The 26,020-nt window shown below is 71.1% G+C and carries 19 protein-coding genes, 1 CRISPR repeat array and 1 riboswitch; of the genes, 15 read left to right on the top strand and 4 right to left on the bottom strand.

Annotated elements, in window-relative coordinates; translation table 11 throughout:
- Both ACIP89_RS35735 and ACIP89_RS35730 read left to right on the top strand, forming a co-directional pair.
- Positions 1 to 1,711 (top strand): peptidase C14 (locus tag ACIP89_RS35735; protein WP_402118609.1); only part of this gene is annotated, 1,711 nt, incomplete at its 5' end.
- Positions 1,708 to 2,640 (top strand): GNAT family N-acetyltransferase, encoded by a 933-nt coding sequence (locus tag ACIP89_RS35730; RefSeq protein WP_402118606.1) that lies wholly within the window; start codon positions 1,708 to 1,710, stop codon positions 2,638 to 2,640. The genes ACIP89_RS35735 and ACIP89_RS35730, both read left to right, overlap by 4 nt.
- Positions 2,641 to 2,694: 54 nt before the next feature.
- Here the strand turns inward: ACIP89_RS35730 and ACIP89_RS35725 are convergent, their stop codons facing one another.
- Positions 2,695 to 4,089, bottom strand: a complete 1,395-nt coding sequence (locus ACIP89_RS35725; RefSeq protein ID WP_401933652.1) for a uracil-xanthine permease family protein — start codon at positions 4,087 to 4,089, stop codon at positions 2,695 to 2,697.
- 167 nt (positions 4,090 to 4,256) lie between these two features.
- Positions 4,257 to 5,480, bottom strand: coding sequence for an MFS transporter (locus ACIP89_RS35720; RefSeq protein ID WP_401934223.1), 1,224 nt, complete (start codon positions 5,478 to 5,480; stop codon positions 4,257 to 4,259).
- 155 nt (positions 5,481 to 5,635) lie between these two features.
- Between ACIP89_RS35720 and ACIP89_RS35715 the strand changes: the two genes are divergently transcribed.
- The 11 genes from ACIP89_RS35715 to ACIP89_RS35665 all read left to right on the top strand — a co-directional run bounded on the left by ACIP89_RS35715 (position 5,636) and on the right by ACIP89_RS35665 (position 16,191).
- Positions 5,636 to 6,853, top strand: coding sequence for an ROK family protein (locus ACIP89_RS35715; RefSeq protein ID WP_402118603.1), 1,218 nt, complete (start codon positions 5,636 to 5,638; stop codon positions 6,851 to 6,853).
- Positions 6,854 to 7,374: 521 nt separating this feature from the next.
- Positions 7,375 to 7,505, top strand: a riboswitch (FMN riboswitch).
- A 155-nt stretch (positions 7,506 to 7,660) separates the two neighbouring features.
- Complete coding sequence (ribD, locus tag ACIP89_RS35710; RefSeq protein ID WP_402118602.1) at positions 7,661 to 8,761, top strand: bifunctional diaminohydroxyphosphoribosylaminopyrimidine deaminase/5-amino-6-(5-phosphoribosylamino)uracil reductase RibD; 1,101 nt, start codon at positions 7,661 to 7,663, stop codon at positions 8,759 to 8,761.
- A complete protein-coding gene (locus ACIP89_RS35705) occupies positions 8,762 to 9,379 on the top strand; it encodes a riboflavin synthase (RefSeq protein ID WP_401933662.1) in 618 nt (205 codons plus the stop codon). It abuts the gene before it with no gap.
- On the top strand, positions 9,376 to 10,020 hold the full coding sequence (locus tag ACIP89_RS35700; RefSeq protein WP_389220122.1) for a nicotinamide riboside transporter PnuC: 645 nt from the start codon (positions 9,376 to 9,378) through the stop codon (positions 10,018 to 10,020). Before ACIP89_RS35705 ends, ACIP89_RS35700 begins: the two co-directional genes overlap by 4 nt.
- Positions 10,017 to 11,315 carry a bifunctional 3,4-dihydroxy-2-butanone-4-phosphate synthase/GTP cyclohydrolase II gene (locus tag ACIP89_RS35695; RefSeq protein ID WP_402118599.1) on the top strand — a complete coding sequence of 433 codons (1,299 nt, stop codon included), beginning with the start codon at positions 10,017 to 10,019 and terminating at the stop codon, positions 11,313 to 11,315. Before ACIP89_RS35700 ends, ACIP89_RS35695 begins: the two co-directional genes overlap by 4 nt.
- A 53-nt stretch (positions 11,316 to 11,368) precedes the next feature.
- Complete coding sequence (ribH, locus tag ACIP89_RS35690; protein WP_401933667.1) at positions 11,369 to 11,854, top strand: 6,7-dimethyl-8-ribityllumazine synthase; 486 nt, start codon at positions 11,369 to 11,371, stop codon at positions 11,852 to 11,854.
- Positions 11,855 to 11,888: 34 nt separating this feature from the next.
- Positions 11,889 to 12,161: a phosphoribosyl-ATP diphosphatase gene (locus ACIP89_RS35685; RefSeq protein ID WP_401933670.1), complete on the top strand. Its 273-nt coding sequence runs from the start codon at positions 11,889 to 11,891 to the stop codon at positions 12,159 to 12,161.
- Between the two features lie 60 nt (positions 12,162 to 12,221).
- On the top strand, positions 12,222 to 13,070 hold the full coding sequence (gene hisG, locus ACIP89_RS35680) for an ATP phosphoribosyltransferase (RefSeq protein WP_371774274.1): 849 nt from the start codon (positions 12,222 to 12,224) through the stop codon (positions 13,068 to 13,070).
- Between the two features lie 22 nt (positions 13,071 to 13,092).
- Positions 13,093 to 13,542, top strand: coding sequence for a PH domain-containing protein (locus tag ACIP89_RS35675; protein ID WP_401933675.1), 450 nt, complete (start codon positions 13,093 to 13,095; stop codon positions 13,540 to 13,542).
- 184 nt (positions 13,543 to 13,726) lie between these two features.
- A complete protein-coding gene (locus ACIP89_RS35670) occupies positions 13,727 to 15,097 on the top strand; it encodes a hemolysin family protein (RefSeq protein WP_401933678.1) in 1,371 nt (456 codons plus the stop codon).
- On the top strand, positions 15,094 to 16,191 hold the full coding sequence (locus tag ACIP89_RS35665) for a hemolysin family protein (RefSeq protein WP_401933681.1): 1,098 nt from the start codon (positions 15,094 to 15,096) through the stop codon (positions 16,189 to 16,191). The genes ACIP89_RS35670 and ACIP89_RS35665 overlap by 4 nt, the downstream gene beginning before the upstream one ends.
- Before the next feature lie 54 nt (positions 16,192 to 16,245).
- Here ACIP89_RS35665 and ACIP89_RS35660 read toward each other — a convergent pair whose 3' ends face one another.
- A complete protein-coding gene (locus tag ACIP89_RS35660) occupies positions 16,246 to 18,150 on the bottom strand; it encodes an AAA family ATPase (protein ID WP_401934212.1) in 1,905 nt (634 codons plus the stop codon).
- Positions 18,151 to 18,526: 376 nt separating this feature from the next.
- Complete coding sequence (locus tag ACIP89_RS35655; RefSeq protein ID WP_402118596.1) at positions 18,527 to 19,138, bottom strand: uridine kinase; 612 nt, start codon at positions 19,136 to 19,138, stop codon at positions 18,527 to 18,529.
- Positions 19,139 to 19,329: 191 nt separating this feature from the next.
- Here ACIP89_RS35655 and ACIP89_RS35650 point away from each other — a divergent pair, with 191 nt between their 5' ends.
- A complete protein-coding gene (locus tag ACIP89_RS35650; RefSeq protein ID WP_402118594.1) occupies positions 19,330 to 20,700 on the top strand; it encodes a peptidase C39 family protein in 1,371 nt (456 codons plus the stop codon).
- A 330-nt stretch (positions 20,701 to 21,030) separates the two neighbouring features.
- A CRISPR array of direct repeats spans positions 21,031 to 22,816; the repeat unit is 29 nt; unit sequence CGGCTCACCTCCGCTCGCGCGGAGAGCAC.
- Between the two features lie 171 nt (positions 22,817 to 22,987).
- The gene (cas3, locus tag ACIP89_RS35645; protein ID WP_402118592.1) at positions 22,988 to 25,858 is read left to right on the top strand and encodes a CRISPR-associated helicase Cas3'; all 2,871 of its coding nucleotides are present in this window, start codon (positions 22,988 to 22,990) and stop codon (positions 25,856 to 25,858) included.
- The last annotated feature ends 162 nt before the right edge of the window (positions 25,859 to 26,020 follow it).

The following is a 26,020-nucleotide window of genomic DNA, read 5'->3' as shown; positions in this document are numbered from 1 at the left end:
CCACCGCGTCGAAGCCCACACCGACCTCCTCTTCACCAAACGCCACCTCTTCGACCGCTCGAACATCGAACTCGACTTCGGCGGCCACCACATCCACACCACAGGCATCGAGAAGAACACCCACGACAACCCCTTCGGCGCCGTCCTCTCCTTCCGCGGCACCATCACCGACACCACCATCAAACACACACTGTCCGGCAAGGTCATCGAGCTCACCGACACCTTCCCGGTCCCGGACGCCAAGGCGTTCGCGGTGGGCCAGTGGTGGTCGGTGCAGGTGGACCCGGTCGAGGGCGGCGGCGGTGACGAGCGCGAGCTCCAGAAACTGGTCGAGATCACCGAGATCATCGACGCGGGCCACATCCGGATCGGCTACCTCAACGGCTGGGAACTCGCCGCCGGCCGCTCCCTCACCTGGACCCGGATCGAGCCGGTCCGCAACACCCACATCCGCGACATGGTCTTCGAGGGCGCGGGAACCGACGAGTACACCGGCTCCCACCCCGTCAGCTTCGAGTACGCCGTCGGCTGCGACGTCTCCGGGATCCACGCCACCGGCACCTTCTGGCCGGTCGTCATGCGCCGCTGGTGCACCCGCTTCCGTACCGAGAGCTGCTCGCTGAAGAACCCGCCCACCGTCGAGTACGGCGGCGCGGGCTACCTCACCCAGCAGATCTACTGCCTGTACGGACGGGTGGCCGACTGCACCACCAGCAACGTGCGCCACCTCAACGACCTCACCGCCTCCGCCTACTGCACCGTCGTCAACTGCCACGGCGACGGCGACGACGCCGGCGGCAACCCCTTCACCACGCACGGCCAGTACGAGCACGATCTCCTGTTCGACGGCAACTCCGGACTCATGGACATCGCCAACTCCGGCGCCCAGTGGGGCATCTCCGCCAAGCGGATCACCGTACGCAGGCACGTCTGCTCCTGGTTCACCGCCAACACCAAGATCACCGACCTGACCCTGGACGACGTCACGGTGATCGCCCGTCCCACCTTCGACCAGGCCGGCACCCTCACGGTGAACGCCGACGGGGCCCAGCTGCGCGGCTGCACCGCGAAGACCTTCGCCGTCGCCCAGCGCTCGGCCCGCTCCACCCGGCCGACCACCATCAGCGACTGCTCCTTCGAACCGCCCGCCGGAGCCGTTCTCGTCCAGACCCCCGTGACCGCACCCGTCCACTTCGTGCGCTGCACCTTCAAGGGCGTCGACGGCCTCGTCCTGCGCGGCGCGGGCCCCGTCCACCTCACCGACTGCACCGTCACCGGCGCCGACGACGCGGCCCCCCTCTCGGTGGGCTCGGCCGATCTGCGGCTGGACGGCGGTACGTTCCACAACACCGGCATCGAGCTCAGCGGCGTGCGCGACCAGCGGATCACGGTCAGCGGCGGCGCCAGGATCACCGGCGGCAACAAGGCGGGCACGCTGCTCGGCCGGGCGGCCGGCTCCGGGAGCACGACCTGGGACCTCACCGGTCTCAGCAGCACCGCTGCCGGGGCGGACACCGCGCACATCCGGATCGCCGACGGCATGAACCACTACGCGGCGACCGGCAGCCGCTTCACCGGCGGCGCCCTCCACCTCGCCCCGGAGGCCCTGGACTCGGTCCTGCACACGGGGTGCGTGGAGGACGGCACCCGGCGCAGCGCGATGCCGGAGAACGGCGAACGGGTGCGCACGGACGGGAACCTGATCCTGTGAGCGCCACCGTCCGCACCGCCACCCCGGCCGACGACCCGGCCCTGGCCGCCCTGTGGAAGCGATGCTTCGAGGCCCCGCACCTCGCCGCCCTCCACGCGCTCGACCCGGACCGCCACCGGCACACCTTCGTCGCGCAGAACGACGCGGGGGAGGGGATCGACGCGGTCGTCGTCTACGTACCGAGGCTGATCCGGGACGCGGACGGCGCCCCGCGCCGGGTCGGCGGCATCGGCAGCGTGGCGACCCGGCCCGAAGCCAGGGGGCAGGGACTGGTACGACGGCTGCTGGTCGCGGCGGAGCGCACCATGACCGCCGAACAGTGTGCCTGGTCCCTGCTGTTCACCGGGACGCCCGGCGTCTACCGGGGCTCGGGGTGGCAGGAGTTCGCGAGCAGCTACACCGAGGGGACGCTCGCTGCCTCGTCCGCCCAGGAGGCCGTCCCGGTCCGCGCGGCCAGGGCTCAGGACACCGGGGAGGTGGCAGCGCTGCACCACGCGTACAACGTGAGGCGGCCGCTCAGCTCGCTGCGGGCCCCGGAGGACTGGGCGGTGCGTGTGCCCGCCTGGTACGGCGCGTTCGAACAGTCGCTCGTGGCGCGGGACCCGGTTTCCGGTGCGCTCACCGGCTGGATCGTGGCGCAGCACGCGGGGGACTGCGTGGAGGTGCGCGAGTTCGCGGGTGCGGAGACGTCTCTGGGGGCGCTGTTCGCCGCCGTGGGCTCCCGGGCCCGTGCGGCGGGGCTGACCAGGGGCCGGGTCCGGATTCCCGTCACTCCCGGGGTGCGGGCCGCGCTGCCGGTCCTGCTGGCGGACGCCGGGCAGGTCACGGAGCACGTGGGGATGGCACGGCCGCTGCACGCCCCGGCCGAGTCGGTGTGCGCCACGGTCACGGCGCCCGGCGCGGTCCACTGGTACGGCGACTGCTTCTGACCGTGCTGCTCGTCGGCGGCCCCGGACCGTGTGCCGGCCGGGGCTGCCTGAAGGTCAGGCCCCGTCGGCCGGCGGCTTCCCGTCGTAGTCGGACGTCCCGGAGTCGAGCAGCGGCTCCTGGGTCTTGAGGTGGGCCGGGGCGAAGGCCCGCAGCACGTGGTAGCCGGTGATCACGACGATGGTGCCGAGCGCGATCCCGCTCAGCTCGAAGTTGTCTGACACCTTCAGGCTGACCCCGCCGACGCCGATGATGATGCCCGCCGCGGCCGGCACCAGGTTCAGCGGATTGCGCAGATCGACCTTGGCGTTCAGCCAGATCTGGGCACCGAGGAGACCGATCATGCCGTAGAGGATCACCGTGATGCCCCCGAGGACCCCGCCCGGAATGGCCGCCACCACCGCGCCGAACTTGGGGCACAGGCCGAACAGCAGGGCGAAGCAGGCGGCCGCCCAGTAGGCCGCGGTGGAGTACACCCGGGTCGCGGCCATCACGCCGATGTTCTCGGAGTACGTCGTGTTCGGCGGACCGCCGACCGCGGTCGACAGCATCGAGGCGGCGCCGTCCGCGGCGATCGCGGTGCCGAGCTTGCCGTCCAGGGACCGGCCCGTCATCTCGCCGACCGCCTTCACATGGCCGGCGTTCTCCGCGATGAGCGCGATGACGACGGGCAGCGCGACCAGGATCGCGGACCATTCGAAGCTCGGGGCGTGGAACGACGGCAGCCCGACCCAGTCGGCCTTCCCCACCCCCGACAGGTCCAGTCGCCAGTGGTCCACGGCCTCCGCGCCGCCCGCGGGGGAGTGGATCTTCCCGAACACCCGGTCCAGGACCCAGGACAGCACGTAGCCGAAGACCAGCCCGAGGAAGATCGCGATCCTGGACAGGAAGCCGCGCAGGCAGACCACGGCCAGTCCGGTGAACAGCATCACCAGCAGGGCCGTCCACTGGTCCTGCGGCCAGTAGGTGGACGCGGTGACCGGGGCCAGGTTGAAGCCGATCAGCATCACGACCGCACCCGTCACCACCGGCGGCATCGCCGCGTGGATGATCCGCGCGCCGAACCGCTGCACCGCGAGGCCGGCGAGGAAGAGCACCACCCCCACCACGAAGACCGCCCCGGTGACCACGGCACTGCTGCCGCCGCCGGCCCGGATGGTCGCGGCAACCCCGACGAACGAGAGCGAACAGCCCAGATAGCTGGGCACCTGTCCGCGCGTGGCCAGCAGGAAGATGGCCGTCGCGACACCCGACATCATGATCGCCAGGTTCGGGTCGAGACCCATGAGCACCGGGGCGACGAACGACGCGCCGAACATCGCGACCACGTGCTGGGCGCCCAGCCCGAACGTCCGCGGCCAGGAGAGCCGCTCGTCCGGGCGGACGACCGCTCCCGGTGCGGGCGTCTTCCCGTCGCCGTGCAAGGTCCAGCGCACGCCGAGGCCGCCCATGGTTGCTCCCTGTGTGTAGGTGCGGCGGGCCGGTGCCTCACGGGGCACGGCGCGGACCGCGGAAAAGATCAGCGCCATGCTAATGCCGGTTCGTCAACCGCTCCCCGCCGGGATCGGTGCCGAGGGGCACAGAGCCACCGCCCGCCGCGCCCGGTGACCCGGACGGCTCAGGGGCGCGGCTCGGCCGGCGCCGGTACCCCGGCATCGGCGGAGGGCACCTTGCGATCGCCCGCCCGCAGCACACCGGCTCCGAGCACCAGCCCGAAGGCCAGCACCGAGACCAGACCGAAGGAGACGACCAGCGAGGTCGCCTCGGCCAGCGAGCCGATGGCCGACGGGGCGATCAGCCCCGAGGTGTACGTGATCGTCGCGACACCCGCGATCGCCCTGCTCGGGTTCGACCCGCTGCGCCCGGCCGCCGCGAAGGCGAGCGGCACGACCACGGCGATGCCGAGGCCCATCAGGCCGAAGCCGCACAGCGCCAGGACCATGTTGGGTGCGGTGACCACCAGCACCCCGCCGACCGTGGCGAGTCCGCCGCCGGTCCGTACGGTCCGCACCGCGCCGAAGCGGTCGACGACCCGGTCACCGGCGATCCGGGCCACCGCCATCGTCAGCGCGAACGCGGTCGTGGACGCGGCCGCCAGACCTGCGGAACTGTCCAGGACATCCCGGAGGTAGACCGCCGACCAGTCCAGGCTGGCGCCCTCCGCGAACACCGCGCAGAAGCCCACCGCGCCGATGATCACAGCCGATCTGGGCGGCAGGGTGAAGCGCGGCGGAGCCTTCGTGTCCGGCTCGCTGTGCAGATCCAGCACCTGCCGGCAGGCGATCAGGCCGAGCGTGGTGAGCGCGAGCGCGGCGATGGCGTGGTGCAGTCGCGCGTCGGCCCCCAGATGGGCGGCCACCGTGCCGGCCGCCGAACCGATCAGGGCGCCCATGCTCCACATACCGTGCAGCCCGGACATGATCGACTTGTTGAGGCGGTTCTCCACCTCGACGCCGAGCGCGTTCATCGCCACGTCCGACATTCCCGCCGACGCCCCGTACACCATGAAGGCCGCGCACAACGTCAGCAGGTTGGGGGCCAAGGAGGGCAGGATCAGCGCCAGGGTCCACAGCACCAGCAGCCCGCGCAGCGCGGTCCGGGCACCGAAGCGGTGGCTGATCGCACCGGCCAGCGGCATCGCGAGCGAGGCGCCGATCGCCGGGAAGGCCAGGGCTATGCCGAGCTGTCCGGCACTGAGCCCGGCGTGGTCCTGGATCCACGGCACCCGGGTGGCGAAGCTGCCGGTCACCGCTCCGTGCACCGCGAAGACCGCGGCGATGGCGTACCTGGCGCGCCTCACCTGATCCGTGCTGAAGACCGCTGCCGTGGAATCCATCGTCATGCCGCCGTTCCCTCCCCTGGGAATTCTCCGATGCCGTGGTTCTGACGCTCCCCGGCGCCCTTCTCCACGATGCGGGCAGTAAACTATCAGGAACCCTGCCTGATAAATAGGCCGTTCCGGCATCGACCGCGGCGACGGTCTGGAAGGATCCCGGCATGCCCGCATCACCGAGCACCGCCAGGGCCATCAATGACCGGCTCGCCCTGCGGCTCCTCCAGCAGGACGGCCCGCTGACGGCCACACAGTTGAAAACTCTGACGGGACTCTCCCGGCCCACCGTGGCCGATCTGGTCGAACGGCTGCAGGGAGCGGGTCTGATCCGGGTGGTCGGAGAGGCCGGGGCCGAGCGCCGGGGCCCCAACGCCCGGCTCTACGGGATCGTCGCGGACCGCGCCCATCTCGCCGCCCTCGACGTCCGCACCGACAGCCTCGCGGTGGTCGTCGCCGACCTCCTGGGCGCGACCCTGGCCGAGGCCACCCTGCCGATCGGCAGCGAGACCGCCACCGACGACGCCGTCGAGCAGGCCGTGGCCCTCCTGGAACGCACAGCGCGCCGGGCCGGCACCGCGCCGCTGCACAGCGTCGGCATCGGCGCCCCCGGCCTGATCGACCCGGTCACGGGGGAGCTCCGCAGCACCACGGGACTGCCGGCCTGGCACCGCAATCTGGTGCGCGCGCTCCAGCAGCGGCTGCCCGCGACGGTGCTCGTCGAGAACGAGACCAACCTCGCCGCCGTGGCCGAACACCGCGCCGGAGCCGCCCGCGACCACGACACGTTCGTCCTGCTGTGGCTCGGCCACGGTGTCGGGGCGGCCGTCATGCTCGACGGGAAGGTGCGCCGCGGTGCCTCGGGGGGCGCCGGCGAACTCGGTTTCCTGCCGGTGCCCGGCACCGCCGGCACCCCCTCTGCCGTCAGCTGCGACGGCGGCTTCCACTCCCTGGCGGGCTCGGTGGCCCTGTGCGAACTGGCCGCCGCCCACGGCATCGCCGTCCCGGCCGACGGCGGGGAGCCGGGCGCGGCGGCCGCCGTCCGCGCGGCCCTCGCGGGGGAGGGCGACGCCGAGGCGTTCCTCGACGCGCTCGCCGACCGGCTGACGCTCGGCGCGGCCGCCGTCGTCTCCGTCCTGGACCCGGGGTGCGTGCTGCTGTCGGGCGAGGTCGGTCTCGCGGGCGGCGACGCGCTGGCCGCACGGGTCGAGGAACGGCTCGCCCTGATGTCCCCCCTGCGCACCGAGGTCAGAGCCGGCCTGCTCGGCGGGGCGGCGGTCCTGCGCGGCGCGCTGCTTGCGGCGCGGGAGGCGGCACAGGACGCGCTGTTCGGTGCGGGGTCGCCGGGGTGGGGGGTTCCGTCCTCAATCGCCGGACGGGCTTGATTGTGCGGGTGCGTCTTGTTTGCGGGGGTGCGCCTGCCCCGGTGGGTGGGGGGTGGTGCCCCTCCGGGGTGTCTCCTCGGAAATGGCGTGTTCACCCCGGACCGCGAGGGACCCGGGTCGTACGCCATTCCCTGCGGGGACCCCCCTGCACGTCCCCACCCCAACCTCGTGCGCGCCTGCACACCGGCCCGACGACTGTCGCAGACGCACGGCGGGCGGGTTCGGGGGCGTGCAGGGGCGTCCCCGCAGGACGACGAACAGATACCCGGGTGCTCATTGCGGACCCGCCGCACGTTCGTCGTCCGAGGAGACGCCCCGGAGGGACCCCGAACCCCCACCCACCGGGCAGGCGCACCCCCCGCGCAACGCGGAGCACCCGCACAAGCAAGCCCGTCCGGCGATTGAGGACGGAACCCCGCACCAAGGAATCGGCCAACGTCACGGGCTGTCTGTGAGCCACTCCACAGCGTTCACCCGCATGGCCCACGACCAGTCGTGGCACACTGATTCTGTACCAGCAGCAGCGCACTCCGGGGTCGGTGCAATTCCGAACCGGCGGTTATAGTCCGCGACCCGTCCGCATCCAGCGGCCGGTTGACCAGGTGGGATTCCTGGACCGACGGTTAAAGTCCGGATGGGAGGCAGTGCGCGGCGGGCCGTTTCGCGGGTACGCCGCCGTCGGCGGATGGTTTTCGGGCAACCGATCCATCCGTTTTTCGGGCATTCGGCGTCCCCGTTCCACGTCCCGCTTCATCTGTCGTCATCGACAGGCCCCGGAGTCCGTGCCCGAAGAGGCAGGAGGACCCGGTGGACACCGCAGCCGACACCACCGCAATGCGCCGAGCCATCGCGCTCGCAGCCCGCGGTCTCGGCTCCACCAGCCCCAATCCGGTCGTCGGATGCGTCGTTCTCGACGCGACGGGCCGGCCGGCCGGCGAAGGCTTTCACCAGCGCGCCGGAGGGCCGCACGCCGAGATCCACGCCCTGCGCGCGGCCGGCGAGAAGGCCCGCGGCGGCACCGCCTACGTCACCCTCGAACCCTGTAACCACACCGGACGCACCGGCCCCTGCGCCCAGCAGCTCGTCGAGGCCGGGATCGCCCGCGTCGTGTACGCGGTCGGGGACCCGGACCCGCAGGCCACCGGCGGTGCCGCCACCCTGCGTGCCGCCGGGGTCAAGGCCGAGCAGGGACTCCTCGCCGAGGAGGCGGAGCAGGGCAACGCCGCCTGGCTGACCTCCGTGCGGCTGGGCCGCCCCCATGTCACCTGGAAGTACGCGGCCACCCTGGACGGCCGGATCGCGGCCGCCGACGCCACCAGCCGCTGGATCACCTCCGCGGAGTCCCGCGCCGACGTCCACCGGCTGCGCGCCGAGGCGGACGCAGTCCTGGTCGGCTCCGGAACCGCCCGCACCGACGACCCCCAGCTCGGGGTCAGAGGCATCGACGGCGCGGTCCAGCCGCTGCGGGTCGTCGTGGACACCGCCGCCACCGCCGTCCGGCCCGGAGCCCGGGTCCTCGACGCGAGCGCCCCCACCCTGATCGCCGTGGCCGACGACGCGGACGTCCACCACCTCCCGGAAGAGGCCGTCCTGAGGCTGCCGCGCGCCACGCCCGGCCCCGGACTGGACCTCTCCGCGCTGCTCGCCGCCCTCCACGGTCGCGGCATCCGCTCCGTACTCCTCGAAGGCGGACCGACCCTGGCCGGTGCCTTCGTCGCGGCGGGAGCCGTCGACCGGATCGTCGGCTACCTCGCCCCCGTGCTCCTCGGCGCGGGCCCCGCGGCCCTGGCCGACGCCGGAATCCCCACCATCTCCAAGGCGTTGCGCCTCCAGATGACCGAGACCGTGCGTATCGGCCCCGATCTGCGCATCACCGCCGCCCCCGGCCCTGCTCCGAAGGGAAACTGAGTGTTCACCGGAATTGTCGAAGAACTGGGTGAGGTCACCGCCGTCGAGAACCTCGGCGACGCCTCCCGATTCCGTCTGCGTGGTCCCGTGGTCACCGAGGGCGCCAAGCACGGTGACTCGATCGCCGTCAACGGTGTGTGTCTGACGGTCGTGGATCTCGGCGAGCAGGACTTCACCGCGGATGTGATGGCCGAGACGCTGAACCGGTCCAGCCTGGGCGCACTGCGGGCCGGCTCCCGGGTCAACCTGGAGCGGCCCATGGCGGTCGGCGGGAGGCTCGGCGGGCACATCGTGCAGGGCCACGTGGACGGCACGGGCCGCATCGTCGAGCGCAAGGCCTCAGAGAACTGGGAGATCGTGAAGGTCTCCCTCCCCGCCGGACTCACCCGGTACGTGGTGGAGAAGGGCTCGATCACCGTCGACGGCGTGAGCCTGACCGTCGTGGACGCCGGACCCGACTACTTCACCATCAGCCTCATCCCCACCACCCTCGCCCTGACCACGCTCGGCCACAAGGAGCCCGGCGACCCGGTCAACCTCGAAGTGGACGTCATCGCGAAGTACGTCGAGCGGCTGCTCGGCCACCGCGCGCAGGAGCCAGAGGAGCCGGTGAAGTGAGCGCCCTGCACTGGCTGAACTCGGAGGCGTTCAGCGTCTTCGGACAGCACATCATCTGGTCCGACATGATCGGCAACACGATCGGTCTGATCGCCCTCACCCTGGGCTGGCTGCGCTCGATCTGGACCTGGCCCGCGCAGCTGCTGTCCGGCGTGGTCCTGGTCGCCGCCAACGTCTCGGTGCACCAGGCGGGCAGCGTCGGCAAGCAGGTCATCGTCATCGCGGTGGCCGTCTGGGGCTGGCAGCAGTGGACCAGGGGCAGGCAGCGGGCCCAGGACGGCTCCATCGCCGTACGGTTCGCCACCTGGCGCGAGCGCGGCTACCTGCTCGGCGGGGCGGCGGTCGGCACCCTCGCGGTCGGCGGCCTGTTCACCGCGTTCCCCTCGCTCTCCTGGAGCCCGTGGGCGGACGCGTACATATTCGCCGGCACGCTGGTGGCGATGCTCGCCCAGGCCCGCGGCATGGTCGAGTTCTGGTTCGCCTGGCTGCTCGTCGACCTGGTCGGCGTACCGCTCAACTTCCACAGCGGTCTCGCCTTCTCCGGTCTCATCTACGTCGTCTACGGGGCCCTCGTCCTGTGGGGCATGCGCGACTGGTGGCTGCGTACGCGGACACCCGCTCTGGAAGGAGCCACGGCATGACTGCCCAGCCCACCTGGTTGCACCGGGAACACCACGCCCCCGCGGAGGACCTCACCCTGGACCCCGTCGAGCAGGCCGTCCGCGACATCGCGGCGGGCCGGCCCGTCGTGGTCGTGGACGACGAGGACCGGGAGAACGAGGGCGACCTCGTCATCGCGGCCGAGAAGGCCACCCCCGAGATCGTCGCCTTCATGATGAGCGAGTGCCGCGGACTGATCTGCGCGCCCATGGAGAACGCCGAGCTGGAACGGCTCGAACTCCCGCAGATGGTCGATCACAACACCGAGTCGATGAAGACGGCCTTCACCGTCTCCGTCGACGCCTCGGCCGCGCACGGCGTCACCACCGGCATCTCCGCCGCCGACCGGGCCGCCACGCTCCGGCTGCTCGCCGGCGGCCTCGCGGGCCCCGGTGACTTCGTGCGGCCCGGCCACGTCTTCCCGCTCCGGGCCCGGACCGGCGGGGTGCTCGTGCGCAACGGGCACACCGAGGCGGCCGTCGACCTCGCCCGGCTCGCCGGACTGCGGCCCGCCGGGGCGATCGTCGAGATCGCGGGCGAGGACGGCGTCATGCTGCGCCTTCCCCAGCTGGTCCCGTTCGCCCGCAAGCACGGGCTCACGATCATCTCCATCGAGGACCTGATCGCCTACCGGCGGACCTCGGAGCCGACCGTCCGCCGCGAGGCGGAGGTCAGGCTGCCGACGGACTTCGGCGCGTTCACCGCCTACGGCTACCGCTCGACCGTGGACGGGGTCGAGCACGTCGCCCTGGTCCACGGCGACATCGGGGACGGTGACGACGTCCTGGTCCGGGTCCACTCCGAGTGCCTGACCGGCGACATCTTCCAGTCCGAGCGCTGCGACTGCGGCCCCCAGCTGCACGCCTCGATGCGGCGCATCACGGACGAGGGACGCGGCGTCGTCGTCTACCTGCGCGGCCACGAGGGACGCGGCATCGGCCTGGTCTCCAAGCTGCGCGCGTACGAGCTCCAGGAGCGCGGCGTCGACACCCTCGACGCCAACCTGGAGCTCGGACTGCCCGCCGACGCCCGCGACTACGCGGCCGGCGCCCAGATCCTCAAGGACCTCGGAGTCCGCAGCCTGCGCCTGATGACGAACAACCCCGACAAGACCGCCGCGATCCTGCGGCACGGCCTGGCCGTCACCGGACGGGAACCGATGCCCGTCCAGGCCGGCGAGCACAACCTGCGCTACCTGCGCACCAAGCGGGACCGGATGGGCCACGACCTGCCCTGGCTCGACGCCGCCACGGTGTCGACCTGCGGCAATCAGTAGCCGGAACACCAGCACTTCCAGCAGTCTTCAAGGAAACGAGCGGTAGGAGAGACATGAGCGGCAAGGGCGCACCCGAACTGTCCGTACGCAACTGCGGTGACCTGCGGGTGGCGGTCATCGCCGCGCAGTGGCACGAGAAGGTCATGGACGGACTCGTCGACGGCGCGCTGCGCGCCCTGCACGAGCTGGGCATCGACGAGCCGACCCTGCTGAGGGTCCCCGGCAGCTTCGAGCTCCCGGTGGTCGCCAAGGTGCTCGCCGGGCGCGGGTACGACGCGATCGTCGCGCTCGGCGTGATCATCCGGGGCGGCACCCCGCACTTCGAATACGTGTCCCACGGCGTCACCAACGGCCTCACCCAGGTCGCGGTCGACACCGGTGTACCGGTCGGCTTCGGCGTCCTCACCTGTGACACCGAGGAGCAGGCACTCGACCGGGCGGGCATCGAGGGGTCCAACGAGGACAAGGGGTACGAAGCGGTCACCGCCGCCGTCGCCACCGCGACCACACTGCGCTCGGTCAGCGAACCCTGGCGCTGAGTGCCTGTCCGGGACCCCGTATTCTAAGGACATCATGGCGAACAAAACCTTCGAAGAGCTCTTCGCCGAGCTGCAGATCAAGGCCGCCGACGGCGACCCCTCCACCTCCCGTACCGCCGAACTGGTGGACAAGGGCGTGCATGCCATCGGCAAGAAGGTCGTGGAGGAGGCCGCCGAAGTCTGGATGGCCGCCGAGCACGAGAGCAAGGACGCGGCAGCCGAGGAGATCTCGCAGCTGCTCTACCACGTCCAGGTGATGATGGTCGCGCGCGGAATCTCGCTCGACGACGTCTACGCCCATCTCTGAGCACGACCTCCGCACCCGCCCGACGCTCCCAGACCCCTTTCGCAAAGGAAACCCGACCTCATGCTGCGCATCGCCGTCCCCAACAAGGGTTCACTCTCAGGGCCTGCGATGGCGATGCTCCATGAGGCCGGCTACCAGCAGCGCAAGGAGTCCAAGGAGCTCGTCCTGGTCGACCCCGAGAACCAGGTGGAGTTCTTCTACCTGCGGCCCCGCGACATCGCGATCTACGTCAGCTCCGGCCGCCTCGACATCGGCATCACCGGCCGCGACCTGCTGCTGGACAGCGGCGCCGAGTCGGAGGAGATCCTCCAGCTCGGCTTCGCCCGCTCGACCTTCCGCTACGCCACCAAGCCCGGCACGGCCGCGGGCCCGCAGGACTTCGACGGGCTGACGATCGCCACCTCCTACGAGGGCATCGTCGCCAAGCACCTGGCCGACGTCGGGGTCAACGCCTCCGTCGTCCACCTGGACGGCGCCGTCGAGACCGCGATCGAGCTCGGTGTCGCGCAGATCATCGCCGACGTCGTCGAGACCGGCACCAGCCTGCGCAACGCCGGCCTCGAAGTCATCGGCGAACCGATCATGAAGTCGGAGGCGGTCGTCATCCGCCGCGTCGGCGCCCCGGACGACGAGCCCAAGGTGCACCAGTTCCTGCGCCGGCTCCAGGGCGTCCTGGTCGCCCGCAGCTACGTGATGATGGACTACGACTGCCGCGTCGAGCACCTGGAGCGCGCGGTAGCCCTCACCCCGGGCCTGGAGTCGCCCACCATCTCCCCGCTGCACCACGAGGGCTGGGTCGCCGTCCGCTCCATGGTCGCCGCCAAGGAGGCGCAGCGGATCATGGACGACCTGTACGACCTCGGCGCCCGCGCCATCCTCACCACGGCCATCCACGCCTGCCGGCTCTGACGGCGGGACACGGAAGAAGACCATGTCAGTCCCCGCACCCGCCCTTCCGGTCACCTTCCGGCCGACCCGCACCCGTGTGGTCCTGCTGAGCGTCGGCGTGATGATGTTCGCCGTCATCACCGTCGTCGCCTTCACCCTGGAGCAGCTCAGCAACGGGGAGCGGGCCAGTTTCGTCTTCACCGCGCTGGTCTTCCTCGGCGTGCTGGCGCTGCTCAGCCGGCCCAAGGTCGTCGCGGACGACAGCGGGGTGACCGTGGTCAATCTCACCCGTACCCGGCGGCTGTCCTGGGCCGAGATCGTGCGCGTCAACCTGCGCGCGGGTGACCCCTGGGTCTTCCTCGACCTCAGCGACGGGACCAGCATGCCCGCCCTCGGCATCCAGCCCGGAATCGCCAAGGAGCAGGCCATTCGCGACGCCCGCGCGCTCCGCGTCCTCGCCGAGAACCACGGCACGGGTACGGACAACGGCTGAGCCCCCTGCCCCGCAGGGCCTCTTGTTGATTACTCTGGGGGGCGGCGGCGCCCTGTGGCGCCCCGCCCCCACCAGAGGTCCCCGAGACCCGCGGGGCTTTCCTGCGACCCAAGGAGTGACTCCCTCCAGCAATGGACGGATCTTCCGGTAGTACCTGCGCCGCCCCTTCCGTGGAGGCGGCGGCATGACCACCCCCCTGCTGCTTCTCAGTGCGGCATTCCTTCTCATCCTCGCCAACGGATTCTTCGTGGCAGCCGAATTCGGGCTCGTCACCGTGGAACGGGCGGACGCCGAGCGCGCCGCCACCGAGGGCGACCGGCGGGCCCGTACCGTCGTCGACGCCCTGCGCGAACTCTCCTTCCAGCTCTCCGGCACCCAGCTCGGCATCACCATCACCTCACTGGTGGTCGGCATGCTCGCCGAGCCGGCCCTCGCCCAGCTGCTGGAGAGTCCACTCACCCTGACCGGTCTCCCCGACGGTGCCGTCCCCGGCATCAGCGTGGTGATCGGCATGCTCCTCGCGGCCGCCGTCCAGATGGTGATCGGTGAACTCGTACCGAAGAACTGGGCGGTCTCCAAGCCGCTCCAGGTCGCCCGGTTCGTCGCCGGACCCCAGCACCGGTTCACCATGGTCTTCCGGCCCGTGATCGGGCTGCTGAACACCGTCGCCAACCGGCTGGTGCGGCTGCTGGGCGTGGAGCCGGCCGACGAACTGGCCTCCGCCCGGACCCCGGGCGAGCTGGTCTCGCTGGCCAGGCACTCCGCGGAGGCCGGCACCCTCGAACAGGACACCGCGGATCTCTTCGTACGGACCCTGTCGCTCGCCGGCCTCACCGCCCAGCACGTCATGACCCCGCGGGTGAAGGTCAGCGCCCTCCAGACGTCCGCCACCGCGGCCGACGTCCTCAACCTCACCCGGGCCACCGGCCTCTCCCGCTTCCCCGTCTACCGGGAGCGCATCGACGAGGTCGTCGGCATGATCCACCTCAAGGACGCGCTCGCCGTTCCCTCCCAGGACCGGCTGCGCACCACGGCCGGCCGGATCGCGGTGCCCCCGCTGCTGGTCCCGGAGACGCTGCCCGTCGAGCAGCTCCTCCAGCGGCTCCGCAAGGAGCAGCCGATCGCCGTCGTGGTCGACGAGTACGGCGGCACTGCCGGTGTCGTCACCCTTGAGGACATCATCGAGGAACTCGTCGGGGAGGTCAGGGACGAGCACGACGCCGAAGGCGCCGACCGCCCCGAGCTGGCCCCCGCCGCGCCCGAGGACGGCAGGCCCGCCTGGGACGCCGAGGGCAGCTGCCGAGTCCTCACCCTGCGCCGGATAGGGCTCGACGTACCCGACGGCCCGTACGAGACCGTGGCCGGTCTCGTCGCCGACCTGCTGGGCCGGATCCCCGCCCCCGGGGACCGGGCCGAACTGCCTGGCTGGCGGATCTCGGTCCGCCAGGTCGGCCACTACCGGGCCGAGAAGGTCCGCTTCGTGCGGCTGGCCGGGGCCACCGGCCAGGTCACCTCCGAACCGGCGGCCCGCGGCGTCCTGGAGGCCGCGCGATGAGCCTGGTCCAACTGCTCTTCGCCGGACTCCTGGTCCTCGCGAACGGCTTCTTCGTCGGTGCCGAGTTCGCGCTCGTCTCGGTACGCCGCAGCCAGATCGAACCGCTCGCCGCAACCGGGTCCAGCCGGGCCCGGCAGGTGCTGTACGGCCTGGAGAACCTGCCGCAGATGATGGCGGCCGCCCAGTTCGGCATCACCATCTGCTCGCTGACCCTCGGCGCCGTCGCGGAACCGACCGTCGCCCAGCTGCTGGAGCCGGTCTTCCACGCGATCCACCTGCCGGAGGGCCTGATCCATCCGCTCGGCTATGTGCTGGCGCTGGTCTTCGTCGTCTTCCTCCACCTCGTCATCGGTGAGATGGTCCCGAAGAACCTGGCGATGGCGGCCCCGGAGAAGACCTCGCTGTGGCTCAGCCCCGGCCTGGTCGGCTTCGCCCGCCTCTGCCGACCGGTCACCTCCGCGCTGGGCGCCTGCGCCCGGCTGGTGCTCCGGCTCTTCGGTGTCGAACCGAAGGACGAGGTGGAGGCCGTCTTCACCAGCGAGCAGCTCAACCGGCTGGTCGAGGACTCCGGTCAGGCCGGACTCCTGGAGCCGGACGCGCAGGAACGGCTGGAGGACGCGCTGGAGCTGGGCAGCAGGCCCGTCACCGATGTGCTGCTGAGCCGGGCGAACCTGGTGACGGTCGACCCGTCCGTCACCCCGCACCGGATCGAGGCGCTGACGGTGCGGACCGGCTATTCGCGGTTCCCCGTCTGCGCGGAGGGCGGCGGCCCGTTCATGGGCTACCTGCACGTGAAGGACGTCCTCGACCTGGAGGACGGCGAGCGGGCGGTCCCGCAGCACGTGTGGCGCCCGATGGCCACGGTCCGGGCCGAACTACCGCTGGACGACGCCCTGACCGTGATGCGCCGCGCCGCGACGCACCTGGCCCAGGTCGCGGACGCGTCCGGCCGGGTACTCGGGCTGGTCGCCATGGAGGACGTCCTGGAGATGCTGGTCGGTGAGGTGCGGGACCCGGCCCACCGGGTCTCGGAGCCGCGCCGCACCGGGGAGAGGCAGACCGGCTCGGACGAGCTCACGGCCCTGGTCGGCTGACCCGCGCGGCCTCGGCCGCCGGGCGGGTCACCGTACCCGCCCGGCGGCCGGGGCTCACCCCGCCGGCCGCTCCGGGGGCCGGCGCCCCGACAGCACCTCGCCGTACGCCTGCATCAGATCCGGCAGCCGCAGCGTCGCCAGATCGTCCCGCGTCGGCACCGTCGCATACCCGGAGAGCCGCAGATCGCGGTAGGCGCAGCTCTTCTCGTACAGCGTGCGCAGGAACCGCCCGTTGCCCAGCTCGTCGAGCCAGCCCTGGTCGACGACATGGCCGCTGATGGCCCGCAGCTCGTCCAGCGACTCCTCGTCCCACGCGTCCCCGTTCTCCGTGGCCAGGACCTCACCGATCGAGGTGAGCTCCAGCGGGCGGTAGCTGGGGAAGTCCACCCGGGTGGTGAAACGCGAGGACAGCCCGGGGTTGGTGGCGAGCAGCCGGTCCATGCCCTCCGGGTATCCCGCCAGGATGACGACGAGGTGGTCCCGGTTGTCCTCCGCGCGCTTGAGGAGGACCTGAAGGGCCTCGTCCCCGTACGCGTCGCCCTTGCTGTAGCCCGTGTTGGAGAGGCTGTACGCCTCGTCGACGAACAGCACCCCGCCCAGTGCGGAGTCGATCAGCTCATTGGCCTTGACCGCCGTCTGGCCCAGGAACTCGCCGACCAGGTCCGCCCGCTGGGCCTCGACCAGATGGTCCCCGCCGAGCAGGCCCAGCGCGTAGAACACCCGGCCGAGGATGCGGGCCACCGTGGTCTTGCCGGTGCCGGACGGTCCGGAGAAGACGAAGTGCCGTTTCGGCGGCTGCACGGGGAGCCCCTGGCCGGCTCGCAGCCGCGCCATGTTCAACTGCGCGGACAAGGCCTTGACCTGCCGTTTCACCGGTTCCAGTCCGACCATCCGCTCCAGCTCCGCCAAGGCCTCGGCCAGCAGCACCGGATCGCTCGGGCCGGCCGGGAACAGCGACGGCGCCGACTGGCCCGGTACCGCGGTCTTCTCCCGCGCCCCGCCGGGCGGAGGAGACACCCCCACCCCCGGCAGGTCCGGCGGGTCGGCGCCGCCGGGGCGCGGGTCCCGGCCGTCCACCAGATCGGTGCCCAGGACCGAGTCGACGTCGGGCTGGGCCTCCACGAAGGCGGTGTCGCCGCCCAGGCCGGTCAGGGACACCGCGGCCAGCCCGGGGAACTCGTCGGAGCCGTCGAGCCCGTCGTAGTCCGCGATCGCCGCCAGCCGCGCCGAGGTGTCCATGAACGCCGGATCGATCCGGTGCACCGCCCGGTACAGCGGCAGCGCGGCGGCGCTGCGGCCGGTCCCCTCGTGCGCGCGGGCCAGCCAGTAGCGCAGCTCCTTGCGCTGCGGCTGCTCACTGCGGCAGCGCATCAGCGCGGTGGAGAGCAGCGGCTCGGCCTGTCCGTACATCTCCAGCCGCACCCGCGCCATACCGCCGAACAGCCCCGCCTCGATGCCCAGCAGCGGGTCCTCGATCAGCTGCTCCGTATGGCGTACGAGCTGCTCCCAGTCCTTGACCAGATAGGACCGGCAGGCGTGCAGGAAGCGGACCTGTGCGTCGGCGTCCACCGGCGGCAGTCCGGCCAACGCCCGGTCGAGCTCCGGCACATGGCGCCCGTCCAGCCAGTGCGAGGCGTGTGCCAGCAGCAGATCGCGCGGGCTCTCCAGCACCGGCTGAACCCACCAGCCCAGCCAGTACCAGGAGTTCAGCGTGCGGCGGTGGCGGCCGCGCTGCTCCCCGAAGCGGTCGCGATGGCCGTACATGTGCAGCAGCGCCGATGTGGTATCGACCCGCAGCGCGTGGAGGCCCAGCCAGGCGTCCGCCATGCCGGGATCGAGTTGTACCGCAGCTCTGAATTCCTCTTCTGCCTGCGGGTAGGCGCCCATCGTGTAGGCGTCCACGCCGCGCAGCCAGGCGAGGTCGGCCGGGGCCTGTGCGCCCTGCGTGCCGATGTCCATCTGGTCCCCCACAAACCGTGCCCCCAGGATGTCCCGCCGCACGGCTGCCCGCCGAGGCGTGCCGAACCGCTGTGCCGCGAACGGGAATTGACCGCACTGAGAGGCATCGTACCTGCGCAGGGAGTGTCCGACTAAGGGCGCCGCAGGGTGAAGAGGGGCCGTGACCCAGGGTGAGCGCGATGGGGTGGAAGGTGGCCGGGAACGGGCGCCGGGCACAGAACGAAGCCCCCGGTCACGGGGGAACAACCGGGGGCTTCGCGTCTGCGGGGGCTCCGAAAAGCCGCACATTGAGAACGTAAGACCTGTACCGCCCCGGGTCAAGCAGAGCCGGGGCACTTCCGGACCGATTTCCGACTGCTCGGTATGGCGGTACCAATTAATCACTTTGGGTGATGGAGCGACTCGCTTTTGCTGTCGGGCCGGGTCCCTTCAACCACTGGTACCCCACAGGCAACTGACGCACCAACGTTTCGGCCGAGGGGCGGGAGGGATCGGCCGAGAAATGAGCCGATTCGGCGACGGTCCAGTCGTCCCAGAACGCCGTGAGGGCCGGACCGTCCCGCCGCCGGCCCCGTTCCCAGGACTCGGCGGCGGGCAGATCCATCCACAACAGGTGTGCGAGGAAGGGGCGCAGCGCCCGCCGCCCGGCGCCGACCCCTTCGATCAGGACCACCGGGGCCGGTTCCAGGGTGCGCGGCGGGCCGAAGCGCCGGGCCGTCCAGTCGTACGGCTCGTAGCGCGCGGGCTCCCCGTGCGACAGCGGACCGAGGACCTGGCTCCGGAGCCTGGCCGTCCAGTCGAACATCTCCTCGTGGCTGGCCAGGTCGTCCAGGTGGAGTACGGGCGCGCCGTCGAGCGCCGCCGCGAGCAGGGCGGCGAAGGTGCTCTTGCCCGATCCCGCGTGGCCGTCCACGGCGATCAGCCGGACCGGCCCGCAGGACGGTGGCAGGGTGCGCAGCCGCGCGGCGTGCTGCGAGAGGTCGTTCATCCGTCCAGCCTACGAGTCCGTCCGGTCTGCGAGCCGGTATGGAGCCGTCGCAGGTCACGCCAGTGGTCGAGACCAATATTGGTCCGGCGGCGCGAGGCGAATCACTGGCCGAACCGGGGGAGGAGCCGCAATAGTTGGCGCACTGTCGTGCACCTGAAGCCCCATTCCGCTTACGACCGGGGGTCTCGCCCATGCCCAGTCCGACCTCACGCCGAACCGTGCTCGCCGCCGCCATCGCGGCAGCGGCCGGAGCCGGAGCGGTGTCGTCCACCGCTTCCGCGGCCGCCGCCGTCCGCTCCTCCGCCCCGCACCACGCACCCTCGACGGCGGCAGCTTCCGTGGACAACCACTCCTGGAGTACGTACACCGACTGGCGCTGCGGCTCCGGTGCCGGGACCCGTGCCGTCGCGGGCCGCCGGGCGGGCCTGGTGATCGGCCACCCGCTGGGACGTACCGACTACACCGACCCGCACACGGGTGCGACGGCGGCCTGGGAGTACGCGACCTGGACCTCACCCGTCCACCGCTCCTCCGTCCCCGCCACCGAGGCGATCGCCTCCTGGAACGCGCACACCCCCGCCGGCACCTGGATCCAGATCGAGCTCCGGGGCACCTACTCCGACGGCACGGACACCCCCTGGTACGTCATGGGGCGCTGGGCCGCCGGCGACGGCGACATCCGCCGTACGTCCGTCGACGGCCAGAGCGACGGCAAGAGCTCCATCTGGACCGACACCTTCTCGGTGGACGACGCGGCGAGCGGTCTGCGGCTCGCGTCCTACCGGCTGCGGCTGACCCTGTACCGCACCCCGGGCACCCGGCTCACCCCCACGGTGTGGCGTCTGGGCGCGATGGCCTCTGACGTCCCCGACCGCTTCACCGTGCCCGCCTCCGTCCCCGGCCTGGTCCGGGAGCTGTCGGTGCCGCGCTACTCGCAGAACGTGCACGCGGGGCAGTACCCCGAGTACGACAACGGCGGCGAGGCGTGGTGCAGCCCCACCTCCTCGCAGATGATCATCGAATACTGGGGCCGCCACCCCAGCGCGGCGGACCTCGCCTGGGTCAAGCCCGGGCTGGCGGACCCGCAGGTCTGCCACGCCGCGCGGTTCACCTACGACTACCAGTACGAGGGCTGCGGCAACTGGCCGTTCAACGCCGCCTACGCCGCCACGTACGAGGACATGACCGCCGTGGTGACCCGGCTGGGCTCGCTGAAGGACCTGGAGACCCTGATCCGGGCGGGGATTCCGGCCATAACGTCGCAGTCGTTCCTGAAGGAGGAGCTGACAGGCGCGGGCTACGGCACCTCCGGCCACCTGATGACGGTGATCGGCTTCACCGCGGACGGCGACGTGATCGCCAACGACCCCGCGTCCCCGGACGACGAGGCGGTACGCCGCGTCTACCAGCGGCACGAGTGGGAGACGATCTGGCTCCGCACCAAGCGCTATGACGCGAACGGGCAGGTCAGAAGCGGTACGGGTGGTGTCTGCTACATCTACTGGCCGTCTGACCCGACACCGACTCAGCACCGTGCTCTGCGGTCGCTCGGCTTGTTGTGAGCGTGTAGGGCCCCACGGCCACCTCAACTAGCCCCACGGCCACCTCAACCACCTGACGGCAGCGTTCATGGCCGTCCCGCGTGAGGTGGCCGTACTGGTCGACCGTGACCATGACGAGCGAGGTCCGAGCCAACGGGACACCTCGGGAATGGAGACCCCGCTGGTCAAGGTCACGGTCGTCTACCTGTGCCGAAGGTCGTGCGGTGTGTATGCGGGGAGTCCCAGCCGCTTGATCGTTCGCATCCGGGACTTACGAAGGGGATCCGGGTACGGAAGACCTGCGTCGGCGTTGCGGATGGGCGTCGCTTTGGACGCGGGCAAGACCACCGGCGGCGCACCTCCGCTCTCGCGGAGAGCACGGCGGGCTGCTCGCCCGACGGCCGCGACCTCCGCTCGCGCGGAGAGCACTCCGAGGCCCAGGCCAAGAAGGACAAGGCGGCCGGCTCACCTCCGCTCGCGCGGAGAGCACCGGCACTGCGGGCAATGCCGCATCCCGCCCCGCGGCTCACCTCCGCTCGCGCGGAGAGCACGGTGATCGTGTGACTATCTGGACGTTACGGATCGGCTCACCTCCGCTCGCGCGGAGAGCACTTCGGCACCCCGGGGTGGTGGGCGGCGAACACCGGCTCACCTCCGCTCGCGCGGAGAGCACAGCTCGCGCACGGACGGGAGTGCGTCGCCGTGCGGCTCACCTCCGCTCGCGCGGAGAGCACGGCGACCAGCTCAGCTGGCACGGCATCGGGGACGGCTCACCTCCGCTCGCGCGGAGAGCACGCCACGGCCTGCGAGGGCCTGGCCCCGGAGATCGGCTCACCTCCGCTCGCGCGGAGAGCACCGGGTTGTCGCGCGGAGGGTGCTGTCGTCTGCCGGCTCACCTCCGCTCGCGCGGAGAGCACACTCTCGACATCGATGGCGCTGTCCTATCGGCCGGCTCACCTCCGCTCGCGCGGAGAGCACAGCGGGTCGAGCTGTTTCATGTTGCAGCCGGGCGGCTCACCTCCGCTCGCGCGGAGAGCACATGACGATGGCGCGGCCCGGGTGGCGGGACGACGGCTCACCTCCGCTCGCGCGGAGAGCACTGTACGGCTCGGGCCAGAAGGGGAAATCGACCCGGCTCACCTCCGCTCGCGCGGAGAGCACTGTCGGTCAGTCGTCGCTGTCGTCATCGTCGCCGGCTCACCTCCGCTCGCGCGGAGAGCACCACGAGGCGGTGAGTGCGGCGATGTCGTAGGGCGGCTCACCTCCGCTCGCGCGGAGAGCACTTCACGGGGCCGAACAACAGCCTGGCCTGTTCCGGCTCACCTCCGCTCGCGCGGAGAGCACGAGTCGTGGGGTCTGCGGTGGGGCATCGATGTCGGCTCACCTCCGCTCGCGCGGAGAGCACCGGCGGGCACCGCCGAGCGGGTTCCGGCTCGCCGGCTCACCTCCGCTCGCGCGGAGAGCACAACGGCGTGTTCGTTGAGGACTACGCGCACGACGGCTCACCTCCGCTCGCGCGGAGAGCACTGCCCTCCTGTCCACGGCGGCGCGCTCCTCGGCGGCTCACCTCCGCTCGCGCGGAGAGCACCCGAACTCGTAAACCTGCTCGGGGGTGTATCGCGGCTCACCTCCGCTCGCGCGGAGAGCACTGCGTGAGACCTGGCCCAGCCTCCTTGCCGCCCGGCTCACCTCCGCTCGCGCGGAGAGCACCCGGTTTCGGGGTCGACGCAGCGCACCGCGAGCGGCTCACCTCCGCTCGCGCGGAGAGCACCCTGCCTTGGTCGCGCGTTGTCCGGACATGGACGGCTCACCTCCGCTCGCGCGGAGAGCACACCAGGCCCTGATCGCCGGAGCCGGACGGCTCCGGCTCACCTCCGCTCGCGCGGAGAGCACGCCCGCCCGGAAGAGCGGCCAGAGAGAAGGTGCGGCTCACCTCCGCTCGCGCGGAGAGCACACGACCGCACGAGCTGGAGGAAATCGAAGCGCCGGCTCACCTCCGCTCGCGCGGAGAGCACAAGGAAGCGGCCACAGATACCACCCGCGGCGCCGGCTCACCTCCGCTCGCGCGGAGAGCACATTCCGGGACCGACTCAGTCCGTCTCGGCCGTCGGCTCACCTCCGCTCGCGCGGAGAGCACCCTTCGTGAACTGGCCTTATTGGACGGCTTTGCAGTCCCTTTGCCAAGTTTCGGTATGCATGCTTCTCGATTCGTTCCGGTCGCGCAGAGAGTGTACGACCAGGCCCTCGTGCCGGTGCCGGATTGGGCCATTTGGGGTGGATGTCAGTGGGGACTGCTATCTCTGGGCACATGATGAAGCGCGACGAGGTAGGGGCCTCGGGGCACTGCGGTCTAGACGTTCGGATGTGGGGGAAGGAGAGCGGGCTGTCGCGGCCGTACCCGGTGATGTGTCATCTCCTGGACACGGGGGCGGTGTTCCAGGAGTTATGGGATGTCGTTCTGAGCGATGAGACCAGAACTGCCATCGCGGATGCGCTCGGGCTGAGCGAGGTGAAGGCGCGCACGGTGGTGTCGTTCTGGGCCGCCTTGCACGACATCGGCAAGATCACCCCACCGTTCCAGGCCCAGGTTCCCACTTGCTACAAGCCGGTTAGCGATGACCCCGCCTACATCAGTGCGCCGGGTGCTGAGGAGGAGCGGGCTTTCCGTCACGAGATCGCATCCCACTGGGCTCTGAACGAACTCTTTGAGGGGGCGGGCTATCCCGGCGGCGAGCGCCTTCTGCACAGGTCGGTGAGTCATCAGGTCGCGCAGTTGCTGGGCGGGCATCACGGCCTTTTTGGCGGCGTGTTGAAGGCGAAGGAATCAGCGAGGGCGAGCGCCTACAACCCTGGGCTGGGTGAGCAGGGCTGGGCGCGTCAGCGGCGGATGCACTTCGAGGAACTGCGTCGAATCATGGGCGCGTCCGCAGTTCCTCGGGGCGGCTTACCGGCGGGGCTGGCGGTTGTTGTGTCCGGCCTTGTGGTGGTGGCGGACTGGCTCGCGAGTCAGACATCCGTGATTGAGCCGCGTATGCCTGGCGCGGGATGGTTGGGGACCCCGGCGCAGACTGATGCCCACTGGCAGGGTGCGGTGCGTGCGGCTGCGGAGTGGGTGAGGGCGGCGCGACTGGGGCGGACCCGGTTCTCCGCCGGGGAGTTCGGCGACATGTTCCCCTTCGTTCCCAACAGCCTGCAGCGGGATCTGGCGGAGCATCTCCCCGCGATGGTCGCTGGGCGCGGGGCGGGTCTGGTGCTGGTGACGGCTCCGACGGGCGACGGCAAGACGGAGGCAGCGCTGTTCGCGGCTTCGTTGCTGGGGCGGGCTGCCGGGGCCCGTGGTGTGTACTTCGCCCTGCCGACGATGGGCACCGCGGACGCGATGCTGCCCCGGGTAGAGGCGTTTGCCTCCCGTGCGCTGTCGGGGGAGCGGGCGTTGATGCTGCTGCACTCGATGGCGTGGCTGACTTCCCCGGGCATCCGTGACAGTACAGCGGCACTCGATACCCCGTCTGGTCAGGATGCGGGACCGATAAGCGCAGGCAGAGACACGGCGGTTGAGGCGGACGGGTGGCTGCGAGGCCCGAAGCGTGGGCTGCTGGCTCCGCTGGGCGTGGGCACGATCGACCAGGCATTGAGCGCGGTGCTGCCGTTGCGGTACAACGCGCTGCGGCTGTTCGGGCTGTCGGACAAGGTATTCGTGGTCGATGAGGCACACGCGTACGGGCCGTGGATGCATCAGCTCCTGCTGCGGTTGCTGGAGTGGCTGGGGGCGATGGGTGCCCCGGTGGTGCTGTTGTCGGCGACGCTGACGGGCCGTTCGGCCGGCTCGCTGGTCGATGCGTACCGGCGTGGTGCCGGTTTCCGTGAACCGTCGCAGGTGGCGCCGCGGTACCCGGGTTGGCTGTTCGCGAGCGGCGTCTCGGGGGAAGTACCGGCCGCCCGGAGTATCGCCAGCGACCGGGCCCGGACGTTGAGGCTGTCGCGTCGGCCGGTGGTGTGGGACACCTCCGATCCCGCTGGAGGGCCGGTGCGGGCCGGCGGCCGGCGTGCAGCGCTGCGGGAGGTGCTGGCGCCAGTCGCTGCGCAGGGTGGTACGGCGCTGGTGTGCTGTACGACGGTTGCCGAGGCGCAGCAGACCTACCGCGATGTGTGTGCAGCGTTCCCCGGACTCGCGTCTCGGTCTGGTGGAGTGCGGTTGCTGCACTCCCGGTACCCCGCGGATGTGCGGGCTGCCATAACGGCTCAGGCCGAGGCCACGTACGGAAAGCCGGGGGAGGGAGAGGTCTCCGTGCGTCCGGGCTCGGTGCTGGTGGCGACGCAGGTGGTGGAGCAGTCTCTGGACTTCGACTTCGACCTGGTGGTGAGCGACCTCGCCCCACTGGCCCAGCTGTTGCAGCGCGCTGGGCGCGGACGGCGCCACCGTCGGGGTCCTCTCGGGCGTCCCGGCTGGGCGGTGGCTGAGGATGAGCCGGAGCTCGTCGTGCTTGATCCGCTTGCCGGGCCCGACGGGTCGGTCCCCCGTGCATGGGGATCTGTCTACGATGCCGGGCTGCTCGTTCGGACGTCTGAGATCCTGGGGGGTTGCGCGCGGGACGGTGTTGCGGTTCCCGGTGACGTACAGCGGCTTGTGGACGAGGTGTACGAGGAGGACTTCGTCGACCGGCTCGACGAGGCCGCCCTTCAGGAGCTGGCGCGCCTTGATGAGGAGCGGGTGGCGGGGGAGGCGGCGGAGCGGCATTTGGCGAAGTGGACCAGCATCTGTGCCCCGGTGGATGTGAAGGGTGATCTGAGCAAGCTGTCGGTGCGGGAGGCGGGGGTCAGTGAGGAACTGCTGACGACACGTCTGGGTGCTGACACCGGACGGGTGCTCTGTTTGTACGCACAGGCAGATGGGGTGACGACGCTCGACCCCGAGGGGAATGTCCCGGTCCCTGGCGGCGGCCGCAACGGCCTCGGTGTGGCAGAGCTGGTTGCCGTCGCGCGGCGTGTGGCACCCGTGCCGGGTCGGTGGCTGCGGGGCGGCGAACCGGGCGCAACCGTGCCGGAGCAGTGGGGCTCCCACCCTCTGCTCCGAGACCTCGCCGTGCTGAGCATGAGTCCGCTGGGGGAAGAGGGCTGGGCTTGCCGCCATGGGCGATTCACGATCTCGATATCCGGGGTCGGTCTCGAAATCGAATGATCTTCACGTATTGATCACGCTATGCCCACGCTTCTATTACTTTCAAGTGTGGTCCCACGCAGTCCAGTTGCGCCCTCCGCCTGCAGCCCCGTTCCAGAGCCCTTCTGGCTTGCGGCGTGGTGGAGACCGGCGACCTGCGCTGCAGATCGGCCGGCTACCGCC

This window comes from Streptomyces sp. NPDC088730 (genome assembly GCF_044751215.1).
In the GTDB taxonomy this organism is placed as follows: domain Bacteria; phylum Actinomycetota; class Actinomycetes; order Streptomycetales; family Streptomycetaceae; genus Streptomyces.
This window is presented reverse-complemented; position numbering and strand designations above follow the sequence as displayed.

Excerpts from the sequence above, each read along its gene's own strand:
- ACIP89_RS35725 (WP_401933652.1), bottom strand. The coding sequence starts at position 4,089 with ATGGGCGGCCTCGGCGTGCGCTGGACCTTGCACGGCGACGGGAAGACG.
- ACIP89_RS35720 (WP_401934223.1), bottom strand. The coding sequence starts at position 5,480 with ATGACGATGGATTCCACGGCAGCGGTCTTCAGCACGGATCAGGTGAGG.
- ACIP89_RS35715 (WP_402118603.1), top strand. The coding sequence starts at position 5,636 with ATGCCCGCATCACCGAGCACCGCCAGGGCCATCAATGACCGGCTCGCC.
- ACIP89_RS35695 (WP_402118599.1), top strand. The coding sequence starts at position 10,017 with ATGACTGCCCAGCCCACCTGGTTGCACCGGGAACACCACGCCCCCGCG.
- ribH (WP_401933667.1), top strand. The coding sequence starts at position 11,369 with ATGAGCGGCAAGGGCGCACCCGAACTGTCCGTACGCAACTGCGGTGAC.
- ACIP89_RS35685 (WP_401933670.1), top strand. The coding sequence starts at position 11,889 with ATGGCGAACAAAACCTTCGAAGAGCTCTTCGCCGAGCTGCAGATCAAG.
- hisG (WP_371774274.1), top strand. The coding sequence starts at position 12,222 with ATGCTGCGCATCGCCGTCCCCAACAAGGGTTCACTCTCAGGGCCTGCG.
- ACIP89_RS35675 (WP_401933675.1), top strand. The coding sequence starts at position 13,093 with ATGTCAGTCCCCGCACCCGCCCTTCCGGTCACCTTCCGGCCGACCCGC.
- ACIP89_RS35670 (WP_401933678.1), top strand. The coding sequence starts at position 13,727 with ATGACCACCCCCCTGCTGCTTCTCAGTGCGGCATTCCTTCTCATCCTC.
- ACIP89_RS35665 (WP_401933681.1), top strand. The coding sequence starts at position 15,094 with ATGAGCCTGGTCCAACTGCTCTTCGCCGGACTCCTGGTCCTCGCGAAC.
- ACIP89_RS35660 (WP_401934212.1), bottom strand. The coding sequence starts at position 18,150 with ATGGACATCGGCACGCAGGGCGCACAGGCCCCGGCCGACCTCGCCTGG.
- ACIP89_RS35655 (WP_402118596.1), bottom strand. The coding sequence starts at position 19,138 with ATGAACGACCTCTCGCAGCACGCCGCGCGGCTGCGCACCCTGCCACCG.
- ACIP89_RS35650 (WP_402118594.1), top strand. The coding sequence starts at position 19,330 with ATGCCCAGTCCGACCTCACGCCGAACCGTGCTCGCCGCCGCCATCGCG.
- cas3 (WP_402118592.1), top strand. The coding sequence starts at position 22,988 with ATGATGAAGCGCGACGAGGTAGGGGCCTCGGGGCACTGCGGTCTAGAC.